Source organism: Candidatus Palauibacter scopulicola (assembly GCF_947581915.1).
Taxonomy (GTDB): domain Bacteria; phylum Gemmatimonadota; class Gemmatimonadetes; order Palauibacterales; family Palauibacteraceae; genus Palauibacter; species Palauibacter scopulicola.
Map to the genome: position 1 here is coordinate 1 of NZ_CANPWG010000008.1, position 20,950 is coordinate 20,950.

A 20,950-nucleotide genomic window follows, 5' to 3' on the forward strand; every position below is an offset into this window, starting at 1 on the left:
CCCCGAACCGCGCCTACGACGGCGCTCCGGGCAGCGTGTGAGAAATCCGGGCTAGAGCTAGAGCCGCAGCATCGCCGTCGCGGCTCGTGCCGCATGCGCCGCACCCTCGGAGTACCACCTCGGCCCGGTCGACGGCGGTGAGTGCGGCGCTACGGCTGGCGGAGAATCGGTGTCCAGCTACTAACAGACCTCTTCCAAGACGTCGGTTTCGAGCCGCAGGCGCAGGACGTCCAAGGCTCCGGACGCCACGACAAGGATTCGACCGCCGGGCCGACGCTGGTCAGAGATACGCGGCACGGTACCGACGCGGAGCCACGGTAGGCCCCGCAGTTGTCCAGCGGGTTCCCAAGTGCTGGATTCGCTGGATTCATCGGCCTCCGGCTCGCGTCTCATCCAGAACCAATCCTCGTCTGACGAACTGCACGCCGCGGTCGAAGAACCGTACTACTCGGGGGCGGGGGTCGCGGGGATCTAGTGAGTCGTCCGCGAAGACGGCGTCCGGCATCAACTCGACCGGGATGGCGGTGTCGACCGTGCCCGGCTTCCTGATTAGGACACGCTAGGGCCGGCGCGTCGCTCGATCTCGGAATCGAAGCTTCGCCACTCGCCAGGGCGGAAAATCCGTGTCCAGCAGCATGTAGAGGTAGCGGCCCCCGCCCAGGATCCGCGAACGCTCCGGCAGCGGTACGTCCTCATACAGCTTCACGCCTCCATGCCGGTCGTAGATGTCCACGGTCGAGTGCAGGCTGCGCAGGAAGCGGGCGCTGTCATACTGCCCGTGCGTCAGAATGAGGTGGGAACCCACCGCATCGATGCGGGAGATCGTGTTATATCCCGCCAGCACATTCGAACTCCCTGTGCTGTACTGGCCGGGCGTCAGAGCACCCGGCTCGAATACGGGCACCGGCTTGAACGTCTCGGAAGGCGCGCCGATCTCGCCGACCGAATCGCCCTCGGCGTTGAGGATGGCCATCGGGTATCGGAGAGACGAAGCCACGTAGATCGAGTCGCCCGCTACCGCAAACGGGAAACCGATCATCGACATCCAGTAGGGTCTTTCGATGGGCACGAACGGCAAGGTGTGAGCGCTCCAGACAACGCTCTGTCGCTTCACGCGATGCAGCAACAGGGGCTGCCGGAAGAAGCGTGAGGCGTCTTCCGTCCATTCGGAGAGTAGATTCATTCGCACGAGCAGGTCATCGCCCAGCGATTCGACCCGCCGCGGAACGCCGGGAAACGCCACCAGGGTATCCGGCCGCAGGTCGCTCGTTAGGTAGGTCAGTCCGGCTTGACCACCGTCTGCCACGACGACACGCCCTTCGGGCGTCTCGGTGACGCTGCCGATCCGCTGAAACTCGAACGGACCCCGGCCGAACCGCCCGAACGCCGCCTCAAGTCGGCCGTCTTCGTCATAGCTTCGGATTCTGGGGAGATGACCGTCACTCAGCAGGAAGCCGCCACGCCGTCGTTCCTTCCAGATTCCTGGAATGGAAATGGAGTCCTGCTGATCTTCCCCCAGCGTGATTACGGTCTCGGTCGCGAATACCTCATCCAGCGTCGTCCGAACCGGCCGTCGATCAGACGTGGCATCGGACATGCACGCGACACCCGCGAGGCACGTGATAACGGCGAGAACCCGCAACGTGTATGTACACCGGACGAGCGGAGTCACCTCACGACGATGTCCTCGAGACAGCACATTTCGAGGGCCGTGTAGCATATGGAGCCCTCGCATACGTGCTCGTAATGGTACCTGAGGTCGACGCATGGCCCCAGACTCTCGATGCACTCTTCCTCTTGCTGGGCCTCCAGCGAAATCGACTCGATCGCGGTGTGGGTCATCACTAGGATGATCCCCAGCGCGAAAACGATACCGACCCGGACCGATCGCGTGAACAGATTCATTGAACTTCCTCCCGTTTCTGATCCTGCCTAAGGACTTAAGCGCTGACTCCGAATGACGTCCGTAGAGAAGACCCCACGCAGGGAACCAACCTGAGCCTCGAAGCTCCAGCCACACACAGAGGCGTCATCCCTTGCATCGGCCATTATGATGGTTCCGCTGCCATCGATAAGAAGCTTCGTACTAGGCAGTATTGGTCCGAGTGCCGAGGCTAACTCCCGAGTTGCCGACATGACTGTCGTGCCACGCAGTGCCCGTTGCGCGACCGCGGGCAGCCCTTGGTCTCCGTACAGAACGACGTGGCGTTGTAATGACATGTCTTCCGCGAGGGCGTTCCAGGGGCCGACGTTTCCCTCCACGCATGTCCGGCAGCGTTCGACATCAACGATCCAAACCAGGTGGTCGCCTCCGCTCTCAGCTTCGTCGATCTTCAGGAACGACAACGGCAGCACGGCGCCGACCAAACGGTCCCTCACACTTGATCGCTCCGCGAGTGAGCCGGTCGCCGCAACCATTACCGCCAGTTCCCGGTGCTGGGAGACCAGCTTCCCGACCCACACGGCACAGCCGACCAAGAGCGCGAGAACGACCGTCTCGTAGGATCGCTGGCGCAACGTTGCTAGCTTCAAGTGAGTGAATCCCACCCTTCCGATCAGCAAAGGTACTAGCGCTTAGCAGCGTCGCGGCTCGACGTTGGTCTCTAAGCGCAGGCGCAGGATGTACTCGACGCCCAGTGCGTTGGATGCCACGACATGGATGCGGCCGGCGGCGCCAACTTCGGTCATCGACACGTTGTGCGGCACCGATGCGGAGCCGAGGTACGCACCGCAGTTGTCGAGCAGGTCCCACGTACTGCTTGCACCGGAGCTGGCTTCGCGCCGCAGCCAGAACCAACCCTCCGGCGAGATGTCCAGTTCCATCCGTTTGGAGCCGGCCTCGCCGGCCAACGACATCGTGCGCAGCGTATCGCCCGTGAACGACAGCTCCCACGCCCGCGGCTCTTCGATCCCGGCGCCCCACAGTTCGCCGGCGGGCGAGACCGCCCAGGCCGTCTGCGGAGGCTCGTGTTCGTTGAGAGTACCGGTCAGTGTGCCTCGCCCGATTCGCCGCGTCTGTGGCGGTCCCCGGATGATCCCTCGCGCCTCGATCCGAAGTGTACGCTCGGGTACAAACGCGTACTCGGAATCCGCCGTTCCGCGTGATAAGTAAACGTGGGTCGAATCGCGCCCGGAAGGCCCCTGCAGGATTTCATACAGGCGACCCCGAGCATCGACTCGGAACACCTTCCCCATGGGTTCCCTGTTGCCCGGGAGAAAACCCGGTTCCCGCGTTTCACGCGCGTACTCCGCTCCCAGAGAATCCAGCACGAGAAGGTGTAAACCGTCATCGATCCACAGCCGGGCCCGGTGTGGGTCCCACGTAATCCGTGTCGACACAGCGGCAGGCCAGTACCGCCTCTCACCCGGTCCGTCGCCCTCGGGCGCCAGGCTCCGCACGAATCGTCCGCCACGGTCGAACAGCCGGACCTCCCTCCACCCTACGTCGGCCACATAGATCCGACCGTGGGCATCGATGGCAAGGTCGTCGATGTTGGCGAACACGTCGGGGCCCGACCCGTCGACCCGGCCCAGCCGCAACTCCTCGACCAGCCTCAGTTCGGAGCTCTGCGCGGTCAGCGACCCCGCGCAGAACGCCGAAACGAGGACCGTGAGGCCTAGACTTTTTCTATGATTTCGCGAGTGCATGAGTACCGCGCCGAGAAGTACCAAACTCCGCCGCCGAGATGCCAGCAGTCGAACCTCGAACACAGAAACCCGGCAAGCTACCACGTTCCGAGGGGTGACGCTGCCGTGCGCGACCCCAACGCGTCAGCCGTTAGGCGCGTGCGGACGCCCCGGTTACCGATGCAAGTTCAGCCGCACAACTAGCAGACCTTTTGCACGACGTCCGTTTCGAGCCGCAGGCGCAGGATGTATTCGAAGTCCAAGGCCCCGGACGCCACGACATGGATGCGGCCATCCGACCCGACCTTGGTCAGAGCCACACGGTGCGGTACCGATGCGAAGCCGCGGTACGCGCCGCAGTTGTCCAAGAGATCCCAGGTACTGGTTGCATCGGAGTCGGGCTGCCGCCGGATCCAGAACCAACCCTCCGGCGAGACGTCCAATTCCGCCCACTCGGTTTCGCCCGCTGCTCCTGCGGGCAAGATCGTGCGTAGCGTGTCACCCGCAAATGACAGCTGTTGCAGGCGTCTTTCGTTGATGCTTCCCACCCACAACTCACCGCCGGGGGACACCGCCCCGACGGTCTTCGGAGCTTCTGTCCGCGTGACAACCACCGTCACTGAACCAGCGCCGGTAGTGCTGGTTCGTGGTACACCCTCGCTATCGGCTGCCGCTTCGACCACGAGCATGGCGTCATGTGTGATCGCGTACTCCGAATCGACCGTACCGCGCGCGGCGTAGCGGTACGTCGAATCCCGGTTCGGAGATGGACCCCACAGGAACTGGTACAGGCGACCCTGCGGATCCACTCCGACCACCGTACCAACGGGCGCCGTGTTGGGCGGGACGAAACTCGGTGCCCGAACCTCGCGCGCATACTCGGTTCCCAGCGAATCGAGCACCAGGCGCTGCAGTCCATCATCGATCCACAGCCGATCCCTGTGCGCGTCCCATGTGGCCCGAGTCGACCCGATGTTCCAGTATTGCCTTTCTCCGGGTCCCCCACCCTCGGGTGCGAGCCGTCTGACGAATCGCCCGTCGCGGTCGAAGAGCCGTACCTCCTTCCAACCCACGTCCACCACGTAGATCCGGCCTTCGGGATCGACCGCGAGGTCATGGATGTCCGCAAACACGTCGGGGCCAGATCCTTGGATCCGGCCCAAACGTAGCTCCTCCGCCAAGTGCATTTCGGCGTTCTGCGCGGCCAGCGACCCCGCGCAGAGCACCGAAACGAGAACCGTGACGGCCGCAAGCCGAGACTCCCCTACCATGTGTTGGAGGGTGGTACTTTGCATGAGACCCGCGCACTGTAGCTCCAGTATCCACCTCCCAGATAAAAGCAGTTGATTTCAAGTTCATCAACGATTTGGCCGTGTTGCCAACATTCCCATCCCGCGTCCAGCGCCGCAGCCGCCACAACTTCGTCAGGGCACATCGAGATACCCAGCGACATCGTAGCCCCAACCTCGCCCGTCACGCTCGCCAACTCGGCACAAGCCGCTGGCGCAGCGGTTTCCAGCGTCAGGGCCGCGTATGGCGCGTCCGCTTCGGGAGTCTCGGTCGCCTCGAGTGGTGCGGCAATCAGCAGCGCCAGCGCCACGATCCCGGTACTGACCTTCGTGCGATTCAGCATCGTCCTGTCTCCGTGTAAGGGACATTTGATCCGTGAATCACCTATGCTATTGACTGACTCTTCGGCCACAAATCTCCGGATAGATGACATCTGATCGGATGTCAGTCAATCAGATGACGGCGGCGTCAAACGCAGATTCCGATGAGGTCGCGTGTCAAGCGTTACTAAGGGAGGCGTGCAGGCCGTGCAAAACACGACCCTCCAGGAACTCAAAGAAGACGAAGGTCATGAGCTCACCGCGACTCTTCACGCCAAGCTTACGGTAGAGGCGACCCAGATAGGTGTGGATCGTGGACGGAGCCAGGTCCAAACGGCGAGCGATCTCGGGCTCGGAAAGGTCGTCGAAGACGAGCCGGACGATCTCCGCCTCGCGGCGAGAGAGCCCGAGGCGCTTGACGAGGACGTACCATTCCTCGTCTCGGAACAGCCTTGAGCCTTGACCCCGGGGCGGCGGTATCGGTTCCTGTGTCATCTCTCTCCTTAGCGGTGCGGGTAATCCGCCTGTTGTGGCGGGTGTAGCTCCGGCTGATGCACGAGTTGCCGCAAGCTTTGGCCATGGTGCACGCAACCGTCCTGCCCGGTCGCTTGCGACGGCGGGTCGTGGCGGCTCCGGGGCAGGCGGCTTCAATCCCGTTTTCCGGCGGCGCTGACCAGGAGCTGGGAGAATTCGGTGACGGCCACCTTGAGCTGATCCACGAAGGCTTCCCGTTCCTCGGACGAGTAACAGCTGAGCGCCTGCTCGAAGTTCGGGATCTGCGATACGAAGGCATCGACTGCGGCTTCGTCGATGCCTTCGCCGAGCCGGCGGAGGGTCGCCTTCATCTTCTGCTTCTGCGACGAAGTCGCCGACTTGTAGAGTTCGACGAAGGTCAGCTCGAACGCGAGCCAGTCCAGCCAGTCGGCGTAGGAGATACCCGTCTTCATTGCTTGAACTCCGGGAGCCGGAAGCGGCCGATCCACGGCGTGGGCTCGAGTCCGCTCGCGTAGAGCCACGTGTCGGAGACGTCGATGGCGATGGCCTCCGCGGCGCGGTCGAGGCGTAGCGTCTTCACGTATGCGCCGTCCCAGGTGTAGACCTGTACCTCCTGTGACGCCCAGACGGGTCCGTCCTCATCCACTCTCCGTCCCGAGAAGACGCCGTACAGGTAGCGTTGCGTAGCGGCCAGGTCCGTGAAGCCGTAACGCGTCTCCGGGCTGATGGCCATGACGCCCCGCCCGTTGCTCGATTTTCCCTGGGCCCACGCGGGCTGGAAGGGATCGGGCACCGCCGCCCGGGCGATCGGAACGCCGTCACGGTCGAAGATCTCGAGCAGCCCGCCGAGAAGCGTCGCGGCGGCCAGACGCTCCCCCTCGGGATCCGCCACGACCCAGCTCTCGTAGGCCTGCGGGAGCGTCGTTCCCGGCGCCTCCGCCACGTTGGGCGGGAAACCCAGGATGGTGCGGTCGTAGCTCCGGTCCGCGTGGTAGCGACCGATACGACCCTCCGTGATCCATCCGCCGGCGAACCACGTCCCGTCGGAGGCGCGCACGAGCGCACCGGCGATCGGGCCGTTCAGCGGGACGGTTTCGGGGTTCACTTCCGCACCCGCTTCAATCTCCGGCAGGGACAACCGCGTGAGGCGCTGATGGATGCCATCGAGGATCCAGACCTCGTCGGGCGATGCCGCAGCCCCGATCACGACCTGCTCCGGGTCCTTGAACTCGCCCGGCCCGTCGCCCTGGCGGCCGTAGGAACCGAGGCGCCCCGGTGTCTCGAGATCGACGACGTGAACCGACGGCTCCAGCATCGCGTCCAGCGCCACCACGCGGTCCCCGGCCAACCCGATCTCGACGATCCACCCCAGCGAGTCGTCCGCGAACACGGCGTCCGGCGTCAACTCGGCAGGGCTGTCGGCGTCGATCGTGGCCGGCTCCGCCTGACGACAGGCGCCGACCGCCAGAACCGCGGCGACCGACACCCCGATCGCTGACCGCCTCACCGCGACTCCGCTAAGGCTCAACACAGCGCGGTTTGCGGTTTCTCTCCTGCATATCCGGACAGATGCAGTCCATCTTGGATATGCTGCCGCACCCCTCTTGCGTACACGACGCGGCGGACAACCCAAGACGGGCGGGGGCATCCGCATCTGCCGTGACGGGAACGACCGCCACGATCGCCGCGAACGCTGCCGTGGCCAAGAAACGTTTCAAGCTCATCATCTTCCCTCCAGAATCGAGTGTTGCCGGCTATCTGACCGACGCCCGAGGATGATCTTCCAACATGAGTGCGATACGGAGCGCGGGTGCGAGAGCCTCCCCGCGATATCGCAGGGTGCCGCCGCGGTCCACGACGAAGAACTGCACCTCCCTCCAGGCACCGAGGGCTTCCCAGACTTCGGATCGCCTGTCATGGAGGAAGGGGGGTAGCTCAGGAGTGCCGCCCTCAGCGGCGGGCTGATCCTCGTCCCGAGAATCAGGATTGACCGTGACCAGCAACGCTCGCGCGTCAGCCGCCGCCAGTTTCGGACCATTGGCCCTCAGCAGATCCAGGGTCTCCTCGGAGACGTAGCTGGGTCGAAGGGACTGGATGATCAGCGTTACGTCGCCACCGGTCACTTCGTGCAACGCCCTCTCTTCTCCAGAGGCAGTTTCGAGCGTGGCGCCCACGTTGACCCATTCATCGAGCAGTGACGATGACAGATGCTCCCGCCATGCCGCGCGGGCTACAGCCAAACGGGCCTCGGTCGGAGCGGTCACCCAGTCTTCTCCTTCGGGCCCGTAGGGTTCGAGCGGGATGACGGGGTCGGCCTGCGCGAGCGCCAGCAATTGGGCCGCGCGAGTCGAAGAGCCGGTCTCCGCGTGGAACCTTGCCAACTCCACGAACACACGGGGATCCCAGCTGAGTTCGGCGGCGCGCTCGAAGGCATCGAGCGCCCCTGCCCGGTCCCCTCGAGCCATCCGCAGCCGTCCTAGGAGCACATGCAGGCGGGCCAGACTTTCGGCGGCCTCCGCCTCGAAGTTGGCTCGCGTCCCGGCGAGCGGCCGATCCCGGCCGAGCCAGTCCGGCCGCCCGTTCAACTGTTGCAGGATCCACTCCTCGGCGATCGCCCCAAGAGCCGATACTTCAACCATGCGTTCCGTCACTTCGACATCGAGCCGGGTGTCTCGAATCACGGCGTCGGCTGCGTACCTCTCGAGCCAGACTCGGGTAAGTGCCGGATCGGCGACCTCATAGGAGAGCTGCAGCCCGACCTGGGCTACTGAGGGCATCGGTGCGAGCGTCCAACTCCGGTCCAGCGCATCGATCTTTTCGGCATGCGACGTCGCCGACAGCAGGATGGTCTCGAGGCGAGCCTGCGACGCGTACTCGTGCCGGGGATGTTCGGCGGTCAGCTCGCTCCGCCAATAGGCCTCGATACCCTCCCGGCCGAGGAGGCGGGCGTAGAGGCTCAGCGCGTGCATCTCGCCCGCCCCGGGGTCCCTTGGCCGAGCGGCCGCGTCCATCCGTTTAAGGCGTTCCAGGTGCGCGGTTGGCGGCATCTCACCGGAGTCCTCGGGCAGGGCACCTCGACCATACAGGAGGAGGGCTGCCCATAGCTCGGGGCGCTCGGGGTACTCCGACAGCGCCTGTTCGGTCACCGCGACGGCCCTCGCGGGGCTCAGGTCCGCGGTGGCCAGCACCTGGTACAGGCGGGCGTCGAGCGTCGATCGGCCGTCCGCGTCCGTCTCGAGATACTCCCAGGACCGGCCGAAGTCGCTGTCGATGTAGTCTCCGTCCAGGTCTTCGACGGCGGCGGCCGCGTACACGGCGCCGGGGGGCAGATCGACGGTTCCGGAGAAGACGCCGGGGTCATCCCGGGAGAGTTCGACCACGCGGTATCCAGGTTCGGTTTGCGCGAAGCGGAGCGAGTCGGGCACCCAGTATCGCAGCCGCGCCCGGACGCCGGGTTCCGCCGCGAGCGGCGAAATCGTCTCGTACCGGAGCGTGAGCGCGCCCGGCTCCTCACCGTGGAACCGCAGGGTGCTCGCGCCCGCCATGGCCCGCTCGGGCCCGACCGTCAACAGGAGAACCGCCGCGATCACGGCCAGCATGAGGGCCCCCGCCGAGACCGTCAGGGCTCGGGAGCCCGCAACCCGTCTCCGGGAGAACCCTGCCGGCTCCGCCTGTGCAAGGGCGAACGGGATGAGGGCGGCACTGCCCGCTTCCGCGGGGAAGATCTCTTCGAACAGTCCATCGGGCGGCTTCGGCGTCGGGAGGGTCCGTATCGCGGCACTCAACTCGCGAATGAGCCGGACCTCGCGTCGACAGACCGCGCACGAACGAAGGTGTTCCCGCACGGCAGCGGCATGCGGTTCGGGCAGCTCCCCGTCCGCGTAGCGGTTCAGCGTCCACTCGTCGATCTGCGTGCAGAACTCCATCTTGCTGCTCCCTACCGCTCGAACAGTTCGGCGCGAAGCTGCTTCCGCGCCTTGTACAACCGGCCCTGGGAGGTCGAGCGCTCGATCTGGAGAAGCTCGGCGATCTCGCGGTGCGAATACCCCTCGATCTCTTTGAGGACGACGACCGTCCGCCGTTCCTCCGTGAGCGAAGACAGCGCGCGCTCCAGTGCGATCGAATCCAGGATGGGGGATTCCGGCGACGCGACGACGTCCCCTTCGTCGGGCGCCAAGGCGGTGGTAATCTCGTGTCGTCTCCCCTCCGACCGGACGTGTTGGAGCGCGGTGCGGGCCGTCACGGAACGCAGCCACGGGCCCAGCGGCCGCTTGCCATCGAAGCGCCGAAGCAGCTCGGGAAGGTCGGCAAGGACATCGTGCATCACGTCCCGAGCATCGGCGGACGACTCCGTCAAGCGGTACGCCACGGCGAACAACTGCTCCGAGTACTCCTCGTACAAGGCGTGCAACGCGCGGCGATCGCCGCGCGCCGCTCTGCGCGACAATCGCCGCTCCTGGGCCACCGTCATCAAACCGCGCCACCTCGCGCAGCCAGACCTGCTTTCTTGCCCCTGTCCACGGAGAATCTCTTTCTCGTCGTCGGGCCCCTGCGCCGGGGCCGATGGAGCCGGCGTGAATCCTCCCCCTACATCTTATATGCCTCCCAAGGGCAAAACTTCGTTCGGGTCGTGCGGGCAACCTTCATGGACGTGAGCTGTTAACGAGTATTTTGGAATCGATAACTAGTGTGTTGACAATTTATTACAGATATGATTTTCTCAAAAACGATCATCGGAAATCGGAAGGCGCTCGCTGCCGTTGACCCTCTGACAATGACGGACCAACTCGACGTGTCGGCAGCGCTCACTGGCTCCCGCGGTGTGACGCACGGCGGCCTGCCCCGAGCCAACGGGGCAGGCCAGCCGTACGCTTCGCGTGGCTCCCCAGGGAGCCGTCGTTCGGGCGGGCCTAACCGAGACGGATCACGCCGCGGACGTGGTCGGGTCGCATGTTTTTCTCCTTTGAGGCTTGTCGTTCGTCACCGAAAGCGCACCAGAAAACGGCGCTCCCGGTAACACAAACGCCTCCGGCTCAAAAAACCTTACATCGCGCCCTACTTCGTCCAGATCACGATGGCGCCGCAGCGTGTGTCGGAGCCGCCGAACTCGGCCGGAAGCGATGCCGGCCCCTTGTATATCTCGACTCCCGCGACCTCCACCGGAAGGACGAGAGTGTGGAGGGGTGCATCGGTCACATCGACATTGTCGAGGAACGTCTTGATTCTGCAGCCGCCCCCTGAAAACCCGGCCGACAATCTCGTGCTGTAGAACCTACCGTCTCGTCCCAGCCTGATTCCCGACATGTCGGCGATCATGTGGCTGATGCGCTGCGGTCGCCGACGCTCGATGTCGGCTTCGGTGAAGAACGTGCCTCCGCTCACGAGTTCACCCCACAGCTTTCGCTCGTAGAACCCCTTGATCTCCAGGCGGCGAGATCTCGTCACGGTCGCCACGAGCGGCTCCATTTCGACCGGCGTCGGCGCGAGCCCGATCTCCACTTCCGTGGTGAGCCCGCGCGTCACCGTCACGGCGTGGCCAAGCGACGCGTAGCCGATGTGTCCTACCTCCAGTTCATGCTGCCCCTCGGGGACGGCGGACAGAACGAACCTGCCGCGCCGGTTGCTCTGGGCCTGCCTGCCCCGACCCCGGACGGATACGGCGGCCGTGGCCACGGCATCGCCGGTCACGCCATCGTATACCCGGCCGATGATCCGCCCCGCGCGGACCGTACCGATGAGGACCCGGAGTTCCACCTCATGTACGTCTCCGGGTTCGAAGGCAACGACGGCCTGCTCACTCGACCCGTCCCCCAACTCGGCCCACAGCGTCGCCTCTCGCGCGTCACGGGGGGCGCATAGGAAGAAACGGCCCTGGGGATCGGCGGCTTCGCGCACCGGCCTGCGCCTCGCCTCGTTCCAGCGGAGCACCACGGTGGCCCCGGGCAGGGCGACCGTCCCGGATTCGTCCAGGACCGCGACGCGAAGCGCAGCCCGGTCGCCACACTCCTCCCCGTCCTGTCCGGCCGCCGGAGGCACGGCGACCGCCAGCAGGGATACCACCGCGATCGTCATCGGTGCCACGCGAGTCATCTCCAGTCCATGGGCAATGCTCGCCACGTCTACTTGGTCCACACGACGACGGCGCCACACCGGCTGGCGAACTCGGCCGGCGTACTCGCCAGCCCCTTGTAAACCTCGATCCCTCCAACCTCTATCGGCTTCACGTACAAGTCCAGATTGCGCCCGACCGCGAAACCGTCCAGGTACACGGCCATGCGGCAGGTCCGATTCAATCCCGAAGAGCCTCTCCGATTCAGCATCCCTGGCGCAACGCTCGGGACCAGCATGCTGACAAGATCGCTGACTCGAAGGGGGCGCCAGCGTTCGATGTCCTCTTCGGTAATGAACGTTCCGAGGCCGAGCAGTTCACCCCAGTGCTTTCTCTCGTAGAAGCCCTTGATCTCCAGGCGACGAGGCCTCTCCACGGTGACCACGAGCGGTGCCAGTTCCACGGGATCCGTGGACAGACCGATCTCGACCTCGGTGGTGATCCCCGGCCTGACCGAGACCGCATGCGTGAGCGGAGCGTAGCCGATGTGCCGGACCGAGAGTTCGTGCGATCCGACGGGTACCCCGCTCAGGACGAAGCGGCCCATGCGGTTGCTGGTGACCACCGCGGCCCGGTCCGGGACGGAGACCTCGGCGGCAGCCACGGGTCGGTGGGTCCTCCCGTCGAGCACCTGACCAACCAGGCGGCCCGTCTCCACGTCATCGAGCAGCAGCCGGAGTTCCACGTCGTGCCTCGACCCCGGCACGATGACGACCAGCCGTTCCGTGCTCGAAGCGTCCCCCAGTTCCGCCCACAGCACCGCTTCTGTCGCCTCCGCAGGGGCGCAGAGCAGAAGGAGGCCCTCCGCCCCGGCCGTTTCTCGCAGCGCCATCTCCTCGACGTCGGACCAGTGGACCACGAGCGTGGCGCCGGGGATCGGGATGTTGCCGGACTCGTCGACGACCGTCACCTGAAGCGAAGGCCGGTCGCGGCAACCGTCCTCCTGCCCCAGGACCGGGCCGGTCGGAACGGCGGCGAGGATGAAGAAGAGGGGAACGACAGCTGCTGGTCTCGCTTCGACCATGGGCCACACTCTCTGCGCGGGTTCGCCCTGCTCCACGATGCAGCGTACGGCTCCCGGACTGCACGGATCGGAAGAACGTCACATTCGTGTCGGAAGACGCCAGCCATGTAAGACGTTCGCCAGTCCCAACACCCCCCTCACGTCTTCAATACAACACCCAGCTGAAAGGCCAGGAGGCGCGTGTACTCTTTACCCTCGACCGTGATGCCGATCTCGGGGGGAGGGTAGTCGATGACGTCCTTGAGCCCCACCTGGTAGAGCGCATCGATGCTGACGCGGACGTCGTCCGTGATTCCGTGGGAAAGCCCCAACCTGCCCATGAGGCCGTAGTCCGTGACCTCGGCGCCCGGATCCGCACCCTCGCAGAGCCCGGGGCCAAAGGTGCCGGAGTTATCGCATGAGACCTTGATCCCGAGCCATGGTCCCGCCTGAACGCCGAGAGACAGCCTCCCGCTGCCGATGATCCGGGGCCGGGCGAGGAGCCACGAGGTCTGCACGTAATCGATCGAGCGGCTACCCGTCCACTCTAGCCCGCCGGCGTAATACCTGACGTCCGTTCCCATTCGCGCGTACGACACCCCCGGACGCAGGGAGAGGCCCGATCCCAACGGGAACCCGAAGTCCACACCGACCGTGGGGACGGTGATCGATTCGCCTCCGTTTCCCACGATGGATCCCATACCGATACCCGCTCGGAGCGCGACGTCCTCCTGTGCGGCTAGCGGCGCGGCCAGCAGGATGCCGGTCGCGATGATGCGTCTTCTCACGTCGCCTCCCCCTTCGTCGCGGTGCCCGCCCGTTGGCGTCCCTCGCCCCGAGATACCGCGACTCTCCTAGCCATACGCCTCGGCGTGCCGGAGGATCCTCCCGGGACGCCCTCCGACGCGTCGAACGACGTCAGTGGTAGAAGACGTTCACCAGGGCGAGGGGGATCGCGGGGACGTACGTCACGAGGAGGAGGACGGCGACGAGGACGGCGACGAAGCGGAGGTTGACCTTGCTCACCTCCCAGATGTCCGCCTTGGCGACGGAGCACGCGGTCACGAGCACGCTCGCCACCGGCGGCGTCTGCTGGCCGATGCCCAGGTTGAGGGTGACGACGAGGCCGAAGTGGACCGGGTCGATCCCCGCCGCGCGCACGAGCGGCATCACGATGGGGACGACGAGGATGATCGCCGCGGCCGAGTGCAGGAAGAGGCCGATGACGAGAAAGAAGACGTTGAGCAGCGCGAGGATGAGCCACTTGTTCTCCGTGAGCCCCATGATCCCCGCCGCGACCTGCTGCGGGAGCCGCTGTTCGGTGAGGTAGTCGCCGAGCAGGGCGGAGGTCGCGACGAGCAGCATGACGACGGCCGTCTGCACGCCGCCCTCGAGCATCGCCTCGCGCAGGTGGGCGAGGTCGAGTTCGCGGTAAATGAGCCCGCCCACGACGAGCGACGCGACAACGGCGAGCCCGGCCCCCTCCGTCGCCGTCACCCAGCCGCTGAAGATCCCGCCGAGGATGATCGCGGGCAGGAGGAGGGCCCACCCGGCCTCGCGCGCCGTCGTCCACACGCGGCGGAGTTCGAACCGGCCCTCCACGGGGAAGTCGTGGCGACGGGCGTAGAGCCAGGCGACGAACATGAGCAGCAAGCCGCCGAGCACCCCGGGCACGATGCCGGCGACGAACAGCTCGACGACCGAGGCCTCGGCCATGACGCCATACAGGATCATGGGGATGGACGGGGGGATGATGACGGCGAGCGTGGCCGAGGAAGACGTCACGGCCGCGGCGAAGGGCGTCCGGTAGCCGCGTTTCTTCATGGCGGGGATGAGGATGGAGCCGAGCGCGGCGACATCGGCCACGGCGGAGCCCGAGATCTCCGCGAAGAAGAGCGAGGCGGAAATGCCGACCATCGCGAGGCCGCCGCGGATGAACCCGACGAGCGCGGAGGCGAAGGCGATGAGCCGGCGCGAGATCCCGGTCGCGTTCATGATCGCGCCCGCGAGGATGAAGAGCGGGATGGCGATGAGCGGGAACGAGGTCGCCCCGTCGAACAGCACGAGGCCCGCGTTCGGGAGCATGGCGACGCCGCCCGAGGCGACGATGGCGACGAGCGCGACGATCCCGAGCGCGACCGCAATGGGGACGCCAATGGCGATGAGAAGCACCAGGCCGAGGAAGAGAACGAGGAGCGTCACGGCTCGCCCTCGCCGGCTGGGACCGTCTCCTCCGCGCCGGCGTCCCCCGGGGAAAGCGCGTCCCGCAGTCCCAGCAGCTGCGCGACGATGAAGAGGACGGCCCCGATCGGGATCACCGACTGCGCCAGCGCCGCGGGCACGGAGGGCAGGCTCACGAGCGTCGTCCCCTCCAGCACGCGGACGACCTGCCAGCCGGCCCACGCGACCGCGGCGAAGAAGGCGATGATCGCGCCCTCGGCCGCGAGCACGACGGCAAGCCGCGCGCGCCCCGTCAAGTGCTGGGTCAGCGTGGGCACGCCGATGTGCGCCCGGCGCAGCGCCGCGAGCGCCGCCCCGTAGTAGGTGAGCCACGCGAGGAGGATCGACGCCACCTCGTCGTACCACACGAGCGCCGCCCCCGCCTTCCTGAAGCCGACTCCCACGACGACGACCAGGGCGAGCGCCGCGAGGAGGACGAGCACCGCCCCCTCGAGGAAGCGCCGGACGCCCGTCCTCATCATGGGAATCGCGACCCGGCGGTCGGGCCGGTTATGAGCCGGTCTCCGGCGATCCGGTCTCCGCCGATCCTGCCGGCGACCCGGCCTCCGATCCCGCCTCCGATCCCGCCTCCGGAGCGGCCGCGGGCGATCCCGCCGCCCGCGCCCGGTCGATGAGGGACTGTCCGTCCTCGACGGTCGCCGCAAACTCGTCGTACACGGGCTCGCTGGCGGACTCGAAGCGGGCCGGATCCGCCTCGTTGATCTCCATCTCCGTGGCCTCGAGTTCGGCGAGCAACTCGCCGTCCATGCGCGCGGCCGTCTCGTACACGAACGCCTGCATCTCCCGCGCGATCGCCTCCACCTCGGCGCGCACGTCCTCCGGGTGGCGCTCCCAGCGCCCGGCGCCCGTCGTGACGAAGGCGGGGCTGTACACGTGCCCCGTGAGGGAAAGGTAGTCCTGCACCTCGTGCAGCTTGGAACTCGTCACCTGCGTGAGCGGGTTCTCCTGTCCGTCCATCACCCCCGTCTGGAGCGCGACGAAGACTTCGGAGAAGGGCATCGGCGTCGGGTTCGCGCCCAGCGCCTGGAAGAGCTTCACGCGCCACACGCCGCGCGGCGTCCGCAGCTTGATCCCGTCCAGGTCCTCCGGCCCGTGGATGGGTCGGCGGGAGTTCGTGATGTGACGGAACCCGTTCTCCCACACCGCCAGGATCCGGTAACCGGCTTCCTCCGCGCGGGGCGCGAGTTCGGGCCACACGACGGCCTCCTCGATCCGCCTCATGTGGTCGCGGTCGCGGACGAGGTACGGCATCTCGAACAGGCCGAACGCGTCCACCATCGAGGACATGATCGTGGAGGGGATGGACATGTCGAGCGTGCCGAGCCGCAGCCGCTGCAGCATCGCGTCGTCGCCGCCGAGCTGGCTCGCGCCGTAGACGTGGAGTTCGGCCCGGCCGGCGAGCCGTTCGTTCACGCGGCGCGCGAACTCGTTGGCCGTCACGTCGTAGAGCGAGCCGGGGGAGCCGACGTGGCCCAGCGAGAGTTCGACGACCCCCGGTTCCCCGCCCCCTCCGCCGCACCCGAAGCCGGCGAGCGTCGCGGCGACCGACGCCGCGACCGACGCCCTGGCGAGCCTCGAAGTCCGTCCCGCGGGCCGCTTCATGCCTCGCATGATGCCTCTCATGCCCCGGCCAGGAAGTCGGCGGCGGCCACCAGACCGCCGGGTTCGTGCGCGATTCCGCTGGTCTTCAGTCCCATCTCCACCCCGGCCAGCGCTCCCATCAGCGTGAGTTCGTTGAGATCCCCGAGGTGCCCGATCCGGAACACCTTCCCCTTGAGGGGGCCGAGACCCGTCCCCAGCGACATGTCGAAACGTTCGAGCACGGCGAGACGGAACGCATCTGCGTCCTCCCCGTCTCCCACCATCACGGTCGTCCCGGCGCTCGACACCGCCTTCGGATCCTGACAGTAGTTGCGCAGACCCCAAGCGGCGACGGCCCGGCGCGTGGCCTCGGCGTGGCGCGCGTGGCGGGCGAAGGTGGCGTCGGCCCCTTCCTCCCGCAGCATCGCGAGCGACGCCTCGAGCCCGTAGAGGAGCGTCGTGGGCGGGGTATAGGGGAAGTAGCCGCCCTCGTTGTCGCTCAGCATCGCCGTCCAGTCGAAGTACGAACGCGGCGTCCCGCGGCCCGCGCGGTGGCGGGCGAGCGCCTTCTCGCTCACGGCGCAGAACCCGAGGCCGGGCGGGAGCATGAGACCCTTCTGGGAGCCGCACACCGTGACGTCCACGCCCCATTCGGCCTGCTGGAATGGCGTGGCGGCGAGGGAGGAGACGGCGTCGACCATGAGGAGGGCGGGATGGCCGGCTTCGTCGAGCGCCTTCCGCACGGCCGCGATGTCGCTCGTGAGGCCCGTCGAGGTCTCGTTGTGGACGACGAGCACGGCCTGGATGCCCCGCTTTCCATCCCCCGAATCCTCCGCCAGACGCGCGGCGATGCGGGCGGGATCCGCAGGGCGCCGCCAGTCTCCGTCGATCGCCTCCACCCGCAGCCCGAGAGCCCGTCCCACCTCTCCCCACTTCGAGGCAAAGAACCCGTTGTTCCAGAGGAGGACGCGGTCGCCGGGGGAGATGGCGTTGGCGAGGGCGCTCTCCCAGCACCCGGTCGCGGAGGAGGGGAAGATGAAGACGTGCGCGGGGTCGCCGAACACCCATTTCAACCCGTCGAACAACCCGAGCGTCATCTCGCCGAACTCGGGTCCGCGGTGGTCGATGACGGACCGGTTCATGGCCCGGAATACGCGCTCGGGCACCGGGGTCGGGCCCGGAAGCTGGAGGAAGTGTCTGCCGCTGCGGTAGGTCAAGGGTGGCTCGCTCTTGTCAGGTCGGGGCTTCCGCCGATACAACTTGGCTCGTGACCCGCCCAATCTCTCACGACCGCGCCGGTTCGCAACGGCCCCGGCCCGGACCCGACGCTCGACGCGAGGCCCGGCTCGAAGCTCGACTTCGGGCGGGGCTCCGGGGAGAGGTCCGGTTCGACCGTTTCACGCGCGGGCTGTACAGCACGGATGCGTCGATTTACCAGGTCGAGCCGCTGGGGGTCGTTCTCCCGGAATCGGCTGGCGACGTGCGGCGGACGGTGGAACTGGCGGGCGAGCACGGGACGTCGGTCGTGGTGCGCGGGGCGGGGACGTCGCAGAGCGGGCAGTCGATCGGGCGCGGCGTGATCCTCGACACGAGCCGGGGGCTGGACGGGGTGCTCGACTTCGATCCGGCCGCCCGGCGCATCGTGGTCGAACCGGGGATCGTGCTGGACCGGCTGAACGCGTTCCTGCGGCCGCACGGGCTCTTCTTCCCCATCGACGTGGCCACGTCGAGCCGCGCCACGCTGGGGGGGATGGCCGGCAACAACAGCGCGGGGTCGCGGTCGGTGCGGTACGGTCACATGGTCGAGCACGTCCGGGGCATCGAGGCGGTGCTCGCGGACGGCCGGCGCGCCGAGTTCCGCCGCGAGGCCGGGCCGGAAGGGGCGTTCGGGGCCTCCGCGGCGTCCGGGGCCTCCGGGGACAGCCTCGAAGCCGACATGCGGGCGCTCTACCGGCGCGAGGCCGAGGAACTGGCGCGGCGGGTGCCGGACGTCCCCCGGCACGTGGCCGGCTATGCGCTGCACCGCCTGGGCCGGGAGGGCGCCGGGCTGTCGGATCTTCTCGTGGGTTCGGAGGGGACGCTCGCGCTCTTCACCGCGCTCGAACTCGACCTTCAGCCCATCCCCTCCGTGCGCGCGCTCGGCGTGTGCCGCTTCGACGGGACCGGCGAGGCGCTGGCCGCGGTCCCGGCGATCGTCCAGATCGAACCGACGGCGGTGGAACTGTTCGACGCGACCGTGCTCGGGCTGGCCGCGCAGATGCCGAGTTTCGAGCGGGTGCTCCGGCAGCTCGGGGAGGACGGGAGCGGCCCGCCGCGCGACATCCTCGTGGTCGAGTTCGCCGGGGACGATCCGGACGCCGTCTCGGCTTCCCTCTCGCAGCTCGAGTCCGCGCTGGGCGGGATCGCCGTGGGCGTCACCCGCGCGGAGTCCCCCGTCTTCCAGGCCCGCATCTGGGCCATGCGCAAGGCGGGGCTGAGCATCTCCATGTCCCAGCCCGCCGACCGCAAACCGCTCGCCTTCATCGAGGACTGCGCGATCCCGCTCGAACGGCTGCCCGAGTGGTACCGCCGGCTCACGGAGATCATCGACCGCCACGCCACGCACGCCGTGTGGTACGCGCACGCGTCCGTGGGCTGCCTCCACGTGCGGCCGGCGCTGGACCTGCGCGACGGGGACGATGTGGAGCGGCTGCGCGCGATCGCGGTGGACGCCTTCGCGCTCGCGGGCGAACTGGGCGGATCTCATTCAGGCGAGCACGGAGACGGCTGGATCCGGTCGGAGTTCCTTGAACCGATGCTGGGCGCGCGCCTCGTCTCCGCCTTCGGCGAGATCAAGCGCCGCTTCGATCCGGAGGACCGCCTGAACCCCGGGAAGATCATCGACCCGCCCCGCATGAACGACCCCACGCTGCTGCGGGCCCGGTACCGACTGGAGACCCGGAAGCTGCCGACGGCGCTCGACTGGGGAGCGTGGGGCGGCTTCTCGCCGGCCGTCGACATGTGCAACAACAACGGCACCTGTCTCAAGCGAAGTCCGGGGGTGATGTGCCCCTCCTTCCGCGCCACGAGCGACGAGCGGCATTCCACGCGCGGTCGCGCCAACGCCCTGCGGCTCGCGCTGTCGGGGCAGTTGGGCGAGGACCCGTGGACATCGCCGGAACTGTACGAGGCGATGGACCTCTGCCTGGGCTGCAAGGGCTGCCGCCGCGAGTGTCCGACGGGCGTGGACATGGCGCGCATGAAGGTGGAGTTCCTGCACCGCCTGCGCGCCGAGCAACCGCTCTCGCCCCGGGACCGCGCGCTCGCGTACCTACCGCGCTACGCGCCGCTCGTCTCGCGCGCGGCCCCGCTCGTCAACCTGCGGAACCGGATCCCCGCGCTCGCCCGCCTCGGGGAACGCGTCGGGGGTCTGGCGGCCGACCGGCCGCTCCCGCGCTGGTCGTCGCAGCCGTTTTCCCTGCCCTCCCGGCTTCCCGCCGGGCTTCCCGCCCGGGATAACGGCGCGCCGAGGGTCGCGCTCTTCGTCGACACCTTCACGCGCTATTTCGAGCCGGAGAACGCTCACGCGGCTGTGCGAGTGCTGGCGCGGGCGGGCTATCGCGTGGAGGAGGCCGTGACCGCGGGCCGGCCGCTCTGCTGCGGGCGCACCTTCCTCAACGCGGGCCTGGTGGAAGAGGCGCGGACCGAACTCGACCGCACCGTCCGCGCGCTGGGCCGCTTCGTGGCGCGGGGGATTCCGGTGGTGGGACTCGAACCGTCATGCCTGCTCACGCTGCGCGACGAACTGCCGGTGCTTGACTCCGGACCCGAGGCGGCCGAAGTCGCGGACCGGGCCCGCCTGCTGACCGAATGGCTCGTCGAAGCGGCGGCGCTCGACCGGCTGGACCTCGCGCCCCTCCCCGTCCGGCGCGTCCGCGTCCACGGCCACTGCCACGAGAAGGCCTTCGGCGCGGACGGCCCCACGCTGGACGTCCTCCGCGCGATCCCCGACCTCGAGGTCGAACCCATCCCCGCCGGCTGCTGCGGGATGGCGGGTTCGTTCGGCTACGAGGCGGAACACGCGGAGGTCTCCCGCCGCGTCGCCGAACTCGAACTCCTCCCCACCGTCCGCAAACTGCGCGACGACGAATGGCTCATCGCCAACGGCACAAGCTGCCGCCACCAGGTCGCCGACCTCGCCAACGCCACCGGCCGCCACGTCGTCAACGTGCTCGACGCCGCAGCTTTCCCTCCTTGACGCATCGCAATCCTCGGCACGGACGAGTGAAGGGAGACGGGTGATCC

19 protein-coding genes are annotated in these 20,950 nt (G+C 67.4%); 2 read left to right on the forward strand and 17 right to left on the reverse strand.

What is annotated here, in order from left to right:
* Positions 1–559: 559 nt before the first annotated feature.
* From RN743_RS00550 to RN743_RS00575, 6 genes are all read right to left on the reverse strand, one after another.
* Positions 560–1,597, reverse strand: a complete 1,038-nt coding sequence (locus tag RN743_RS00550) for a hypothetical protein (protein WP_310775146.1) — start codon at positions 1,595–1,597, stop codon at positions 560–562.
* A gap of 71 nt (positions 1,598–1,668) precedes the next feature.
* Complete coding sequence (locus RN743_RS00555; protein WP_310775148.1) at positions 1,669–1,905, reverse strand: hypothetical protein; 237 nt, start codon at positions 1,903–1,905, stop codon at positions 1,669–1,671.
* Positions 1,906–1,932: 27 nt separating this feature from the next.
* The gene (locus RN743_RS00560) at positions 1,933–2,532 is read right to left on the reverse strand and encodes a hypothetical protein (protein WP_310775150.1); all 600 of its coding nucleotides are present in this window, start codon (positions 2,530–2,532) and stop codon (positions 1,933–1,935) included.
* 42 nt (positions 2,533–2,574) lie between these two features.
* Positions 2,575–3,648, reverse strand: a complete 1,074-nt coding sequence (locus tag RN743_RS00565) for a hypothetical protein (protein ID WP_310775152.1) — start codon at positions 3,646–3,648, stop codon at positions 2,575–2,577.
* A gap of 179 nt (positions 3,649–3,827) precedes the next feature.
* A complete protein-coding gene (locus RN743_RS00570; RefSeq protein ID WP_310775154.1) occupies positions 3,828–4,760 on the reverse strand; it encodes a hypothetical protein in 933 nt (310 codons plus the stop codon).
* Positions 4,761–4,891: 131 nt separating this feature from the next.
* On the reverse strand, positions 4,892–5,260 hold the full coding sequence (locus RN743_RS00575; protein ID WP_310775156.1) for a hypothetical protein: 369 nt from the start codon (positions 5,258–5,260) through the stop codon (positions 4,892–4,894).
* Positions 5,261–5,444: 184 nt separating this feature from the next.
* Between RN743_RS00575 and RN743_RS00580 the strand changes: the two genes are divergently transcribed.
* Positions 5,445–5,693, forward strand: a complete 249-nt coding sequence (locus tag RN743_RS00580; RefSeq protein WP_310775158.1) for a hypothetical protein — start codon at positions 5,445–5,447, stop codon at positions 5,691–5,693.
* A gap of 191 nt (positions 5,694–5,884) precedes the next feature.
* Here the strand turns inward: RN743_RS00580 and RN743_RS00585 are convergent, their stop codons facing one another.
* The 11 genes from RN743_RS00585 to RN743_RS00635 form a co-directional block, all read right to left on the reverse strand.
* Positions 5,885–6,184: a hypothetical protein gene (locus RN743_RS00585; RefSeq protein ID WP_310775159.1), complete on the reverse strand. Its 300-nt coding sequence runs from the start codon at positions 6,182–6,184 to the stop codon at positions 5,885–5,887.
* The gene (locus tag RN743_RS00590) at positions 6,181–7,239 is read right to left on the reverse strand and encodes a BF3164 family lipoprotein (RefSeq protein WP_310775161.1); all 1,059 of its coding nucleotides are present in this window, start codon (positions 7,237–7,239) and stop codon (positions 6,181–6,183) included. Before RN743_RS00590 ends, RN743_RS00585 begins: the two co-directional genes overlap by 4 nt.
* A 247-nt stretch (positions 7,240–7,486) precedes the next feature.
* Positions 7,487–9,658 carry a zf-HC2 domain-containing protein gene (locus RN743_RS00595; protein WP_310775163.1) on the reverse strand — a complete coding sequence of 724 codons (2,172 nt, stop codon included), beginning with the start codon at positions 9,656–9,658 and terminating at the stop codon, positions 7,487–7,489.
* A gap of 11 nt (positions 9,659–9,669) precedes the next feature.
* Positions 9,670–10,179, reverse strand: a complete 510-nt coding sequence (locus RN743_RS00600) for a sigma-70 family RNA polymerase sigma factor (protein ID WP_310775165.1) — start codon at positions 10,177–10,179, stop codon at positions 9,670–9,672.
* Between the two features lie 608 nt (positions 10,180–10,787).
* Positions 10,788–11,804 (reverse strand): carboxypeptidase regulatory-like domain-containing protein, encoded by a 1,017-nt coding sequence (locus RN743_RS00605; RefSeq protein WP_310775482.1) that lies wholly within the window; start codon positions 11,802–11,804, stop codon positions 10,788–10,790.
* Positions 11,805–11,851: 47 nt separating this feature from the next.
* On the reverse strand, positions 11,852–12,865 hold the full coding sequence (locus RN743_RS00610) for a carboxypeptidase regulatory-like domain-containing protein (RefSeq protein WP_310775167.1): 1,014 nt from the start codon (positions 12,863–12,865) through the stop codon (positions 11,852–11,854).
* A gap of 137 nt (positions 12,866–13,002) precedes the next feature.
* Positions 13,003–13,632, reverse strand: coding sequence for a hypothetical protein (locus RN743_RS00615; RefSeq protein ID WP_310775169.1), 630 nt, complete (start codon positions 13,630–13,632; stop codon positions 13,003–13,005).
* A gap of 130 nt (positions 13,633–13,762) precedes the next feature.
* A complete protein-coding gene (locus tag RN743_RS00620) occupies positions 13,763–15,046 on the reverse strand; it encodes a TRAP transporter large permease (protein WP_310775171.1) in 1,284 nt (427 codons plus the stop codon).
* Complete coding sequence (locus RN743_RS00625; RefSeq protein WP_310775173.1) at positions 15,043–15,546, reverse strand: TRAP transporter small permease subunit; 504 nt, start codon at positions 15,544–15,546, stop codon at positions 15,043–15,045. The genes RN743_RS00620 and RN743_RS00625 overlap by 4 nt, the downstream gene beginning before the upstream one ends.
* A 28-nt stretch (positions 15,547–15,574) precedes the next feature.
* Positions 15,575–16,696: a TRAP transporter substrate-binding protein gene (locus RN743_RS00630; protein WP_310775175.1), complete on the reverse strand. Its 1,122-nt coding sequence runs from the start codon at positions 16,694–16,696 to the stop codon at positions 15,575–15,577.
* An 8-nt stretch (positions 16,697–16,704) separates the two neighbouring features.
* Entirely contained in the window at positions 16,705–17,883 is a 1,179-nt protein-coding gene (locus RN743_RS00635) for an aminotransferase class V-fold PLP-dependent enzyme (RefSeq protein WP_310775177.1), read from the reverse strand.
* Between the two features lie 50 nt (positions 17,884–17,933).
* Between RN743_RS00635 and RN743_RS00640 the strand changes: the two genes are divergently transcribed.
* A complete protein-coding gene (locus tag RN743_RS00640) occupies positions 17,934–20,903 on the forward strand; it encodes an FAD-linked oxidase C-terminal domain-containing protein (protein WP_310775179.1) in 2,970 nt (989 codons plus the stop codon).
* The last annotated feature ends 47 nt before the right edge of the window (positions 20,904–20,950 follow it).